Annotated in this window: 12 protein-coding genes; 6 read left to right on the top strand and 6 right to left on the bottom strand. The window is 62.1% G+C overall.

Features of this window, described 5'->3' with window-relative positions:
* Positions 1-118: 118 nt before the first annotated feature.
* A complete protein-coding gene (locus GTA51_RS16565; RefSeq protein ID WP_160963015.1) occupies positions 119-349 on the bottom strand; it encodes a pyridoxamine 5'-phosphate oxidase family protein in 231 nt (76 codons plus the stop codon).
* A 133-nt stretch (positions 350-482) separates the two neighbouring features.
* Between GTA51_RS16565 and GTA51_RS16560 the strand changes: the two genes are divergently transcribed.
* Entirely contained in the window at positions 483-971 is a 489-nt protein-coding gene (locus GTA51_RS16560; RefSeq protein ID WP_160963013.1) for an Rrf2 family transcriptional regulator, read from the top strand.
* A gap of 100 nt (positions 972-1071) precedes the next feature.
* Here GTA51_RS16560 and GTA51_RS16555 read toward each other — a convergent pair whose 3' ends face one another.
* Together GTA51_RS16555 and GTA51_RS16550 are read right to left on the bottom strand one after the other, a co-directional pair.
* Positions 1072-2199: a glycosyltransferase family 2 protein gene (locus tag GTA51_RS16555; protein ID WP_160963011.1), complete on the bottom strand. Its 1128-nt coding sequence runs from the start codon at positions 2197-2199 to the stop codon at positions 1072-1074.
* A gap of 82 nt (positions 2200-2281) precedes the next feature.
* The gene (locus GTA51_RS16550; RefSeq protein WP_160963009.1) at positions 2282-3109 is read right to left on the bottom strand and encodes a DMT family transporter; all 828 of its coding nucleotides are present in this window, start codon (positions 3107-3109) and stop codon (positions 2282-2284) included.
* Between the two features lie 105 nt (positions 3110-3214).
* Here GTA51_RS16550 and GTA51_RS16545 point away from each other — a divergent pair, with 105 nt between their 5' ends.
* The 3 genes from GTA51_RS16545 to GTA51_RS16535 all read left to right on the top strand — a co-directional run bounded on the left by GTA51_RS16545 (position 3215) and on the right by GTA51_RS16535 (position 6003).
* A complete protein-coding gene (locus GTA51_RS16545) occupies positions 3215-3748 on the top strand; it encodes a CYTH domain-containing protein (protein ID WP_160963007.1) in 534 nt (177 codons plus the stop codon).
* A gap of 254 nt (positions 3749-4002) precedes the next feature.
* A complete protein-coding gene (locus tag GTA51_RS16540; RefSeq protein ID WP_160963005.1) occupies positions 4003-4320 on the top strand; it encodes a hypothetical protein in 318 nt (105 codons plus the stop codon).
* A 147-nt stretch (positions 4321-4467) separates the two neighbouring features.
* Positions 4468-6003 carry a sigma-54-dependent Fis family transcriptional regulator gene (locus GTA51_RS16535; protein ID WP_160963003.1) on the top strand — a complete coding sequence of 512 codons (1536 nt, stop codon included), beginning with the start codon at positions 4468-4470 and terminating at the stop codon, positions 6001-6003.
* A gap of 3 nt (positions 6004-6006) precedes the next feature.
* Here GTA51_RS16535 and GTA51_RS16530 read toward each other — a convergent pair whose 3' ends face one another.
* Genes GTA51_RS16530 through GTA51_RS16520 form a run of 3 tightly spaced genes read right to left on the bottom strand, consistent with a single transcriptional unit; the run spans position 6007 to position 8295 of the window.
* Positions 6007-6771 carry a DUF6125 family protein gene (locus GTA51_RS16530; RefSeq protein ID WP_160963001.1) on the bottom strand — a complete coding sequence of 255 codons (765 nt, stop codon included), beginning with the start codon at positions 6769-6771 and terminating at the stop codon, positions 6007-6009.
* A 23-nt stretch (positions 6772-6794) separates the two neighbouring features.
* A complete protein-coding gene (locus GTA51_RS16525) occupies positions 6795-7943 on the bottom strand; it encodes an NADH:flavin oxidoreductase (protein ID WP_246198187.1) in 1149 nt (382 codons plus the stop codon).
* Positions 7921-8295, bottom strand: a complete 375-nt coding sequence (locus tag GTA51_RS16520; protein WP_160962999.1) for a hypothetical protein — start codon at positions 8293-8295, stop codon at positions 7921-7923. Before GTA51_RS16520 ends, GTA51_RS16525 begins: the two co-directional genes overlap by 23 nt.
* Positions 8296-8490: 195 nt before the next feature.
* Here GTA51_RS16520 and GTA51_RS16515 point away from each other — a divergent pair, with 195 nt between their 5' ends.
* Both GTA51_RS16515 and GTA51_RS16510 read left to right on the top strand, forming a co-directional pair.
* Entirely contained in the window at positions 8491-11634 is a 3144-nt protein-coding gene (locus GTA51_RS16515) for a hypothetical protein (RefSeq protein WP_160962997.1), read from the top strand.
* A 175-nt stretch (positions 11635-11809) separates the two neighbouring features.
* Positions 11810-12466, top strand: coding sequence for a nitroreductase family protein (locus tag GTA51_RS16510; RefSeq protein ID WP_160962995.1), 657 nt, complete (start codon positions 11810-11812; stop codon positions 12464-12466).
* Positions 12467-12538: the final 72 nt, after the last annotated feature.

The raw sequence follows: 12538 nt of genomic DNA, 5'->3' as shown, positions 1-12538 counted from the left end.
AGCATCTCCTCTCGCTGCCCCTCCCGTCTCCGATGATCGAAGACATCTAAGGGGGCTGCCGAGGGGGTCAACTTTGGACGCTGATTTCATCCAAAGAGGGGTCAATATTCCATGCTGATCAACACCCCTCGACTTCCTTGCTGCCAAGCGTCAACAGCACTTTGTTGTTTTGCGCTACCTTTCCTTCGGTCTGCCGCATTTTCCAGGCCGGGATGAGCAGGGTCTTTTCGTCCGGGGTTACCAGATAGGAATTCCAGGTATTGACTACATGGGCCTCACCATCCGCGCACGTGACAATGGACACCACCCCTTCTTTGCCGATCACTTCTTTAAACTTTTCCGTGAACATGGCGCGACTCCTTAGGTTGATTAAATTGCAGATTTAATATATCCTGGATAAATCTAGTCCGTAATGTGGGGGCCGTCAAGACAGGCGCGCGCAATTGCGGTAAGAATACGTCCGTTGGCTCGGGAGGTTCAGGGTGCAATTCAGTGTCGGGGTAGAATACGCGTTTCACTCGCTTTTCTATATGGTTGATATTCCTGAAGGAAAGACCATCGGGATCAAGCGTATTGCCGAGTTGCACGGAATTACCGAAACATATCTCTCAAAAATTTTTGCCAAACTTGGCCGGGCGCACATCGTTACCTCCATTCCCGGCGTCAAAGGCGGCTATGCGTTGGCGAGAAACGCCGAGGACATATCGTTTTGGGATATCATCGAAGCTGTCGAAGGGCCGGCCTATCTGTTTCAATGCGCCGAGATCCGCAAGAAAAACATCTTCGTGGAGGATCCGTCTGTTTTTTCAGATAAATGCCCCTGCCTGATCAAGGTCGTCATTCAGGAAGCAGAAGACGGTTTCCGCAACAGCCTGCGGACAAAATCACTGCGGTGGTTGTTTGATCACGTGCGAGAGGGCTTTCCCGAGGCCAAAAAGCAGGCCATGGCCGATTGGAGCAACACCATTTAGCAGCAACCGAAACCATCCCCGCCGCTGCAATGCGGACGTCCCAAGCAGACGGCTTGCCCTGGGCAAAGCAGCACACCCGAAACAATCCCCACCACTGCGATCAGCGCGACACTTCCCGGTCGATGGCCCAGGACTGTTCCGTCTGGCCGGTCGATTTATAATATTTTGAGAGTTCACTATAAATAAGCGTCCGACTTGAAGGACACGCCTCATATTTCAGGAGCATCTTTCGAAATAAAAACAAAACGTTTTCGTGCTGTTTCAAGAGAGAATAGAGCATAACCCCGACAAGATCCAATCGCAATTCGTCATAATAGCGGCCTGCTTTGTCAAACTGAGCAAGGGCTTCTTCAAGCTTTGAATGGATAACAAGGCCGGCTATTTTTTCGATATACGATTCACAGCTCGTCGAGTAATCTTTCGTAACAACTCGCGCCAATACTGCGACCGGACGCTTTTCAAACAACACCAGCTTTTTCAAATGCCGCTCAATGGCATCGTCTTCGTAATCAGCCTGCGTGTGCTGCCAGTAGAACTCATCCATCGAATAATTGGCACGATCCATCACAGGCGTGGCAAAACCGCGTTCCATTTTACGGCAAAAGTCCTGCTGCGACTGATAATAATAGTGATTTAACTGAACAGAATTGGACGTATGATAGGAAAACGGACCGAGAATCGGGAGTTTGTCTTCATTGACACAGTACTGCCCATCTCGAAACGTAAAGTGGTGCGGCGATTTCGGACAGGTTACAGCACCTGGCTTGACGATAGACTTGACCACGTTATCCTTATAGAGATATCGCCTGTAAGAAGCAGGAGCGTTTGAATCCGGTCTTTTCAGATGCCCATTTGATCCAAACACGACCCAATGGACGCCGACGCCGGAAAACGCTTCATACTCCATCAAAAAATCTTTCACATCATCCTTGTTTTTTAACACCAGATACTCATCAATATCAAAAAAAGCCGCCCATCGCGTCTGGTCTTTGCATGTCTGCAAATAAGCATAATAGGCTGACAGTTGCTGATTTTCCGCCACATCGAAACGTACAACATCAACCAGACCCAAACCAATGTGCTCCGACAACAACTCGCTGATCGGTGTCGCACTCATGTTGTCAAAAATCGTCACATGCTCAAACCCAAGCAGCAGATGATAGTCAACCCAGTATCGAATTGTAGAATCCTCGTCCTTGGCAATGGCGCAAAGGGCCGCATAGTACATATTGTCCTCGGAATGGATCACACGGGTTGAGAAACACAGGCTGCGAAAAAGGACTGCAAAAACGGTCCAAAGCAAAAACGATCTACCCCCGGCCGAGCACCCCGCGCAGCGTCACCGCCGCCACGACCACCAGCCCGCCGACCATGGCCCAGGTGCCCGGCAATTCGCCGTAGCCCACTGCCACCAGCAGCGGATTGACAATCGGCTCCAGGGTCAGCAGCAGCATGGCCGTCAGGGCCGGCAACCGCTTGATACACCACACATATAGGGCCAGCGACAGCCCCTGCTGCACGATGCCGAGATAGCCCAGGCCGACCACGGCCAGGGCGCTGTCCGGCACTTGGCCGGCCAGAAACGGCAACGCGGCCACGACGGTGAGCCCGTGCCCGGCAATGACCGCCGATACCGGCGAATCCTCGCGACCAGCCCGCATGCACAAGGTAAAGGCCGCATAACAACACCCGCTGCCTACGGCCAAAAGATTGCCCCACAGCCCGTTGGCCGAGAGCTTGTCCACAAAAAAAAGCCCCATGCCGCCAAGCGTGGCCAGGATAAACAGCCAATCCGCCCGCCGCGTCTTCTCGCCGAGCACCAGCGGGGCCAACAGGGCCACATAGACCGGAGCGGTATAGGCCAGCAAAATGGCATTGGCGGCCGTGGTCAATTTGGTCGCGGCCACGTTGGTGATGAGCAGGCCCGCATAGGCCGCTGCCGCACCCAGTCGGGCCGGTGTCGGGCGAAAATCCAGGCGCGCCCGGAAAAGCACCAGCAGCGTCACAGCGGAAAGCAGGCTGCGCCAACCGGCCACGGCCATGGGGGACAGCGGCACGAGTTTGATGGCCAGCCCGCCGGTGCTCCACAGAAAGGCCGTGGCCGCCATGCCCCAGGCGGCCCGGGCGTCGTCGCGCATGCACGCCTCCGGGATGTCGTCTTGCCGTTGCCGCCAAAGCGGCGTAACAGCCCGACAGCATGAACCAATCCACGAAGGGACGCAATCCCGGGCAAGGCGCGCCCGGTGTTTGAAGCCGAAATCAAGTTTGTGGCCGGGCCGGATTTTGCGCCCCAAGGACACCCGCTCCCGGACGCGGCCTGCCGCGACGTTTACTACGACACCCCGGATGGCGCGCTGACCGCTTCGGGCCGGGAACTGCGGCTGCGGCGCAGCGGCAACGAAACGTGGCTGACGGCCAAAGCCCCGCCCTTTGACGCCCAAACCGCCTCCAAGGAAGAATTCGAGACCGCCGTGGCCGATCCCGAGGCCATGGCCGCCATCCTTGCCGCTCTGGGCTATGTGCCGCGGGTGGCGCTGGCCAAACGCTGCCGCCGGTTTCATGACACTGCCGCCGGGTTGGGGCTGGACGTCACCATGGTCACGGTGGACTTTGATCCGCGAACCTTCGTGGAAATCGAGCACCTGGCCGCCACCGAACAGGCCGCCAAGACCGCCCTGCCGGTCATCCGGGCCTATGCCGCCGGACTTGGCCTGTGCGTCGAATGCGCCACGGCCTACACCGATCTGGCCTTGGCCGCTGCCGCCCGCACAGTCTGAACGCCCGGCATTCAGGCCACGGCGCGACAATAGTGTCGCTCACACCCGCCATTTTTGCAGCAATCTGACGCTCGGCCCCGGACCGGATTTTCCCGACCCTGGACAGTCACGCATTTATACCAATAAAATCATATTATTAATAAAACTGTTGCGGATTCTCCACACTTGCGGTGTACTTTGCACGACTATTGCTTATAGTAGCAGATAGCGTCCTCGCCTCTGACGGCGAGGGAAATCACATCGAGGAGGTCGCCATGGAAACGGCTCTGACGCTGCGAACAACTGTACCGCCGGAACTCAGTGACGAAGGCCTCGTTCTCCACCATGTCTCTGTCTTCGAAGTGGAATTCGGTTCCGGGGCCATAGATACCATGCGCCGGGCCATGCACGAAGTGGCCAGCCAGACAGGCGTCAGTTTCGACGACGTCATGCTCGGCCTGTCCGGCCACATGTACTGGGTGGAAGCCACGGGCAAGCTCGTGTGCGTCATCCCACTGCCCGAAAATGATCTCTATCTGGAAGTCCCCGAGGATTTCTGGCGCATCCGCGAACGCTCCCGGGCCACGCACTGATACCCTGCCCCGCTGCCGGGCAACGGTCCGCTCCTTCCCGGGGCGGACCGTTGCCCGGCCCTCCCGGGTCGGGCCGCTGCCCGGTCCCAAGCCTTGCCCCGAAACCGCTTTTGCGTCATGGTCCGGCAAAATCTCCGGGATCACGCCATGTCGCCAAGCATTTCCGATTTCCCCAAGACCCTGTTCGAGGTTCTTGACACCGACAAGCTCCAGCGCCGCTTTCTCGAAGCCCTGGTCGAATTTCAGAACGTGGAGCGCGGTTCCCTGTGGATCAAGCGCCCCGACGGCTACCAGTGCATCGAGGCCACCGGCGACGAGGCCGACCGGCTGGTGGGCTTTTTGGTGCCCAAAGGCAAGCCGAGCATCGTCGGCTGGGTCATCGAAAACGGCACCATGACCATTGCCGAACCCGGCAAGGACAAACGCCATTTCAAGGAGGCCGAGACGGGCATGGACGTCAAGTCCACGCTCATTCTCTGCTATCCGCTGGTGCTCAAGGACGGCGACGTGTACGGCGCGGTGGAAATCATCGACACGGCCCACGGCGGCAGCCGCCTCAATCTGTCCAAGGAATATCTGGAGCTGCTCGAAGAATTCGTGGCCATCGGCTCCATTGCCCTGGGCAATGCCCTGGCCTTTGCCGACCAGAAAAAAGAGACGCAAAAGCTTAAGCGCATCATAGGCGAATTTCGCGGCGAAACGCCGCTGGTTGGCCGCAGCCCGGCCTTTCAAACCGCGCTGGATGCGGCGGCCAATTACGCCCGCACCGATTTTCCGGTGCTCATTACCGGCGAATCCGGCACCGGCAAGGAGCTTTTCGCCCGGGAAATTCACCGGTTAAGCCCTCGCAAGGACAAACCATTTTTAGTGCAAAACGTTTCGGCCATTCCCGACACGCTGCTGGAATCGGAACTGTTCGGCTATAAAAAAGGGGCGTTTACCGGAGCCGAGCGCGATAAGATCGGCTTATTTGAAGCAGCCGGCGGCGGCACGGTCTTTCTTGACGAGATCGGCGACATGCCGCTGGCCCTGCAAGCCCGCATCCTGCGCGTGCTCCAGGAAAACGAGATCAAGCCCTTGGGCGGCACAGAGACCCGGCGCGTGGACGTGCGCGTCATTTCGGCCACCAACTGCGATCTGGCCCGGGCCATTGCCGAGGGGAGCTTTCGCGAAGATCTGTTCTACCGCTTAAACGTCTTGCCGCTCAAACTCCCGGCCCTGCGCGAGCGCCTGGAAGACCTCCCGGAACTGCTCGACTATTTCCTGGCCCGCGATACCGCCCGGCTGGGGCTGCCGCACAAGGCGTTTTCGCCCAAAGCCCGGCGCGCCCTTCTCCAGCGGCCCTTTAAGGGCAACGTGCGCGAGATGGAAAATCTGGTGCGCTTCCTGCTGGCCACGGTGCCGGACGCCGTCATCGAGGCCGAGGACATCCCGCCGCCAAGCCCCCCGGGCGAGGCCGCCCCGGCCGCGTGCCCCCCGCCGCCGCCGGGGCCGGGTGCCTTGGCCCAAACAGCCGGCATCCCAGACCTGACCGCCTACACCTGGGAGACGCTGGAACACGCCTACGCTTTGGCTTTGCTGGAGAAATTCAAGTGGAACGTGACCAAGGCCGCCAAGGCCGCCGGAGTCAACCGCTCGACGTTTGACTCCCGGCTGCGCAAGCTCGGCATCAATAAAGAATAAGGCTCAGGCCGACGCGGGGACGGTAAACCGCCAGGCGCAGGCGCAATCCAGGCGCGTGGTCTCCGGCGGGCAACTCACACACGTCACGGTGATGGCCGGGTCGATGCCGGCGGCAAAGGCGACATATTCCACCGTGCCGCCCGACAGGCAGGGATACGGTGCCAAACCCTGCCGGGTCCGGGCCGACTGCACCCGGCACTCCACCATGCGCAGCATCAGGGAATCCGGCGTCTCCTCATAAAAATCCATGGTATTGATGTTGGCCACAAGCCGTGCGGCCAAGGCTTGGCGCAACGCTGCCACCCCCCCGCCCGCAGGCAGTCCCAGCAATTCCCTGGCCCGCACCGCCTCGTAATAGCCCAGCCGCGACCAGCAACTGTCGTTGACCCGCTTGGCGTCGTGCATGCCGCGCGCGTCCTCCACAGCCCGAAACCACACCCCGTCCGCCGCCAGCCAGGACACCGAAAGCGCGGTCAGCAGTTTTTGCAGCCGCTCCTCCCCAAGCCCGGCCAAAAGCGATGGCACGTCTCCCGGCAGATCAAGCGCCCGTTCGATACGCCGCGCCAGCAGCGGCACAAAGGCGTCGCCGGCTTTGGCCTCAAGCGCCACGGCCGCCTGCGGCCCGAACTGATGGGCCGCTTCAGCCAGCCACAGGCCGTAATGCACGGCAATCTGGCGCACGGCCTCAACGACCTGCCGGGCCAGGAGCGCTTCCGGCTCGCCGACGGGACGCGGCCCAGCCGCAGGGGTGGCAGTATCGTGGGTCATGCTTTTTCCTTGTGCATTTGCGGCTAGGCTGTCTGGTCGCGGTCGGCCAGCCGTCTTTCGGTGACGCAGTAGACCCCTTCGCCGGTGCGCGCCGGAGCGAAGCACAGATTGTCATTGGTGCAGGCGGCCGGGGCGTGGTCGCCGGAAAGCCAGCGGGCAACAAGCCCGGGTTCGCGGATAAACGGCCGGGACATGGCCACCAGATCGGCGTCGCCCGAACTGACGAGATCTTCAGCCGTGCCCAGGCTGCGGATGCCGCCGACCAAAATGACGGGCATGGTGACGCCGGCCGCCTTGACGGCCCGGGCCGTGTCCCGAAACCAGGCCTCGCCCTCGGGAATGGCGATGCGCCCGGCCCGGGAAAAAGTAAGCTTGCCCGACTCGAACACGCCGCCGGAAATCTCCACCCCGTCCAGCCCCGCCGTTTCCAGCCAGGAAATGACCTGCACGCTCTCGGCAGCGGTCAAACCGCCTGGGACGAAATCTTCGCTGTTGATCTTGGCCAGCACCGGAAAGTCCCGGCCGATGCGGCCCCGGATGGCCCCGAGCACTTCCAGGAGCAGCCGCGCCCGGTTGGCCAGGGAGCCGCCGTAGGCCCCGGTGCGCTGATTGATGTGCGGGGAGAGGAATTGGCTGAGACCGTAGCCGTGGGCGGCATGGATCTGCACGCCATCGGCCCCGGCGTCGCGGCACAGGGCCGCCGCCGTGCCAAAGGCGGCTTCCAGGCGGGCCAGATCCTCGGCTGCCATGGCCTGGCACGGCGGCGCGGCCGGGTCTTGCGGCAGCGAGGGTCCCAGCGCCGGCTCGCCGGTCACGGCCGGATCGGCCCGGCAGCCGGCATGGGCCAACTGGACCACGAACCGGCCGCCGTAGGCGTGCACGGCCCGGGCCAGACGGGCGATGCCGGCTTCCATGTCCTGCGTGTGGACGCCGAGCTGGCCGGCCCTGGCCTGGCCGCGCTTTTCCACAAAGGCGTGGCTGGAAACCACCAGCCCCACCCCGCCCACGGCCAGGGCCTTGAGACAGGCTTCCAGGCGCATGGACGGCGAGCCATCGGGGTCGGCCATGCCTTCGCCCGTGGCCGAACGCACAAAGCGGTTTTTCACCCGCATGCCGTTGATGACCAGGGGGGTTGCGACCAGCATGGCGTCAGGCTGCGGCGAAGCGCTCAAGGAACCGCTCCAGGTCGTTTGGGTCGCCGGCCTCGTAGTCGTCAGGATAGAGCAGCGCGCCCATAAAAAAAATGCTTTCCAGTTGCAGGGCCATGCCGGCCCGGCGGGCGAAGTCTTCAAGTCCGGCCAGCAGCGCGGCCGCACCGGCGCTCTCATCGCCGGCCAGGGCCTCCTCGACGGCCTCGGGCAAGGCTTCAAGCACCAGACACTTTTCGGTCATCAGCTTGCGATGGCCGGGGGCATCGCCGTTTTCATGGAGCACCCTGGAGGCCGCGGCCTCCAATTCCCGGATGCGCCCGGCACCGTCCCGAACCACTTCCCAAGCCGCTGCCGGCACCTTGCTCTTCGTCATTACGCCTCCCGAATTGCTGGCGGCCCAAATCCCCGCCATGGGGAGGAGTATGACCAAACACGGCTCCCAAAGCAAACTTTTCAAATATGTTTGGAAAGGACGACCCATGTTGCGTCTTCCCCGGCCTTTTCCGGGAAGCGCTTGACGGAACAGGGCCTGCCAGCTAGTGTTACTAGCTTAAAATAAGATAATATTATGAGCCAAATACCTACTTCCGACCCGGCCATGCCACCGCTGCCCGACACCAACGCCGGCTCCCATGCCCTCGATGGCGTCCCGCGCACCTTCCTGTCACGCCTGTGTTTCGACGCCGGCGATTACGAGCTGCTGCGCATCGTCAACGACGTCCTGGCCCGGCAGCGTTCCTCGGGTTTCAAGCGGCTGCTCGCCCCCTATCTCCATCCCCACGGCATCAAGGAAATGGCGGCCCCCAAGGGACTACGCATCGCCTACGCCGTCATCCATCTGCTGGGATCGCTGGAAGCCGGCATGGCCGGCGACCGGCTGGCGGCCCTGCGGTCGCTGCGCGACGAAGTCATGGCTGCGGCGGAATCGGGCCTGGAAAAAAACACCGCCCGGGTGCTGCTGCAAACCATGAAGGAACTGGTGCGCTCCCGGGACACCCCCCGCCGCCAACTGGAACTGGCCCATGATTTCCGCAGCGCCGTCTCCGGACGTCCCCGGGTGGTGCGCCGGCTCCTGGCCGAATACCATCTCCTGGAAATGCCCGAGGCATGGAACCAGCTCGCCTTTGACGACCACGTCCACGACGCCAACACCAAGGGCCGCAAATCGCCCACCCATCTCATCATGGACGCCTGGATCAAGGGCATCCGCCGGCTGACCGTCATCCACTACCACTTCGTGCGCCCGGAAACCGCTGCCGAACTCCTGGAAGCGGCCGCCATCATGGACATGAGCGTGGATCTGGGCATCGAATGCCTGGCCCGCCACGGCGAGGGGCACCTGAAGATCGTCTGGACGCCGCGCGGCTTTGCCCGGCCCGAGGATTTTACCGCTTTCCTGAAAAAACCCGGCGTGCGCGACTTCATGCGGGAAGGCTTTGAGCTCACCCTTCGCCAGCAACGCTATGTCCTGGCCCTGCTGGAAGCTTTTAACGCCCGCCACCGCCACACCATCCGGGAACAGTTCAACCTGGCCTTGGAGCCTTTGGACCACGAAGAATTTCTGGCCTTTGTCGGCTCGGGCCAGGCCAGTGTCCTGCATCTGGCCCGCTACATCCACGACTGCCTGCTGCCGCTTTTAAACGCCCAGGCCGCCCAAACCCTGGACCAGACCGCACCGGGCAAGGCCTGCGCCTATCTGGCCGAACGCGACAGCCTCGATGTGGAAGCCCTGCTCGACGCCTATCTTTCCCCGGCCGCCAATCCCGACATCCTGGCCCCGGAAGCAACCGCCCCGGGCGAAACGCCGCCCGAACGCCTGACCATCACCCCGGGCGAACTGACGGGCCGCATTGCCGAGCTGCATTACAACAACAGTCTGGCCCTGTGCACGGCCGAGATGCCTCTGCCCGATGTCTTGCTGACGCTTTTTGCCTGCCGGGGGCGCATCACCGACTGCGACGCCTTTAACCTGCGTGTGTTCGAGACCGGGGGCAGCGACGGCGGCGAGGCGCTGGAACTGGTTTCCATCTTAAACGCCGGCAATGTGGTGGCGCTCAAGCGCCTGCTCACCCGCACCGCCGACAGCGTCGAAGCCGCCGGCAACGCGGCCCTGGCCGGGCAACTGCGCGAGCTGCGCCAGGAGGTGGCCGCCCTGGCCGGGGCCTACCGGCAAAGCCCGATCACCGCCCGCATCGGCACGGACTCCACCGGCCAGTCCACCCGCTGCCACGGCATGGGGCTGGTGGTGGCCGACACCCTGCCGCCCCGGGCGCGCAAACGGCTGGCCCGGCGGGGAAAACAGCCCGACTCCAGCCTGCGCCGGGCCATCCCGGTGGGCGTTGCCGCCACCCCCCGGTTAAGCGCCCTGCCCGATGATTTTCCAAGCGCCGCCACAGCCCGCTGCTATCGCTTCCTGCGCGGCCTGCCCGGCTTGCGTCTGGCCGGCTACCGCACCCGCTTTGACTGGATCGCCCAGCGCTTTTTCAAGGCCACGCCGGCCACCGCCAATATCCACACCCTGGGCGGCATCCAGCAAAAGGCCAGCCAGCGGTTCCTGGGCCGGGCCGAGGCGCAGCGTCGGCCCTTGCGCCTGTCCGGGCGGCATTTGAGCACAACGCTAAAAAACGCGCTGAAAATCGGCTTGGGCTTTGCCGTGGCCGCCGCCTCCTTTGCCAGCATCAATTCCTGGTGGGTGCTGGCCTGGCTGGGGCCGTTTATCTGGTTTGGCATCACCGGGGTGCGCAACGTCATCCAGGCCGTGCTCGGCTGCGGCGGTCTGCGCCGCTCGCCGCTGCTCACCTGGAAGGCCTACGTCAGCTTTGACCGGCTGGCCGATTCGCTGCTCTACACCGGATTTTCCGTGCCGCTTTTAGACATCGTGGTGCGCCAGCTTGTGCTGGCCCAACAGTTCGGCATCACCACCTCCAGCCGGCCCCTGGTCCTTTTCGCCTGCATGGCCGTGGCCAACGGCCTGTATCTGGCCAGCCACAATCTGGTGCGCGGGCTGCCCAAATCGGCCGCCGTTGGCAACCTGTTCCGCTCGGTCCTGTCCATTCCCCTGGCCTTTGGCCTGAACCAAGGGCTGAGCTGGCTCCTGGCCCTTGGCGGGGTGCCCGATCCGGGGCCGACCCTGGAACCGTTTGCCGCCATTGTTTCCAAGTTCGCCTCAGACTGCGTGGCCGCCGTCATTGAAGGGTTGGCCGACCGGGCCAAGTATGTGCGCATGCGGCTGCGGGATTACCGCGAAAAATTCAAGCAACTCTATGACACCTATGCCCTCTTGGAATTACTCTACCCCAACGAGGACGTGGCCAAACTCCTGGAAACGCCCAAAACGTTTATAGCCTCCATCGGCACCCAAAAGGGCGACCTGGACAAAATCGTCATCGTCAATGCCTTGGATTTTCTCTATTTCTGGATGTACCAGCCCCGGGCGCGCACGGTGTTGGCCCGGGCCATCCGCACCATGTCCCAGGAAGAGCGACGGATGTTTTTGTTGTCGCAGTACGTGCTTTTGCGGGAACGGGAAATCAGCCGGTTGTTTATCGAGGGACTGGTGGGACGCAAATTCGCCCCGGCCCTGTCTTTTTATCTCAGCCATGCCCACCGCTATTTAAACGACCTGCAAGAACTGGCCAGCCGCTATCCGGCGGCTGAATCGTTTAATATGGAAGAACGGCTGCTGGGCCACAACGTGACCATGGGTGGCTAGAGAGCGGACGCCATTCACTGCAATGCCCCCGGTGTCCCACAGGGATTGCCAAACATGGCCGCGTTGCAATCCAAATGGCCCGGACGGCGCTCCCCTCCTGCGCGGCTGGACTTCCTCCCGCAGGACTTCTACCCTGCCTCGGAAGAGGCCGGCCAGGCCTTACAAGGAGTACCCTGTGGACAGAAGAACCTTTATACGTTCGGCCGGGGCGCTGTGCGTCGGCCTGGGACTCGTCGGCAATAAAGCGGCCTTCGCGCAGAAAAGCGAAATCCTGCCGCCGCCGTCCCTGCCGGGCGGCAAGACCCTGGAAGAAGCCCTTCGGGCCAGGCAATCGATACGCAGCTACGCGGAAAAGGACGTGCCGGGAGAGGTGCTTTCGGGACTGCTCTGGGCCGCCTGCGGCATCAACCGCAAGGAAACCGGCAAGCGCACCGCGCCAAGCGCGGTCAATAAACAGGAAATCGACGTCTGGGTGGCCAAAAAGGACGGTTTTTTCGTCTACGACGCCAAAGAGCACGCCCTTGTGCCCAAGGGTGACGCGGACATCCGGGCGCTGACAGGCACCCAGAGCTACGTCCCCACCGCTCCCCTTGATCTGGTCTATGTGGCGGATATGGGCAAGGTCGCGGGCAAGACCGAGGAAGAAAAGTCCAATCTGGCCTGGGCCGACACCGGGTATATCAGCCAGAACGTCTATCTCTATTGCGCCGTCATGGGTCTTGGCACGGTGGTGCGGGCCAGCATCGACATCCCGGCCCTGTCCAAGGCCATGGGGTTGCCGGCCAACCAGCGGGTGATCATGGCCCAGTGTGTGGGCTACCCCAAGGCGTAATCTGCTGCAAAGGGGTGGGTCGGCTGTCCCACCGCGATCACACAGCCGGGGACATTGCGACGCCGCGACCGC

Source organism: Solidesulfovibrio aerotolerans, from assembly GCF_009856865.1.
Taxonomy (GTDB): domain Bacteria; phylum Desulfobacterota; class Desulfovibrionia; order Desulfovibrionales; family Desulfovibrionaceae; genus Solidesulfovibrio; species Solidesulfovibrio aerotolerans.
Note: the sequence above shows the minus strand (reverse complement) of the source record. Positions and strands in the feature narration are given on the sequence as shown.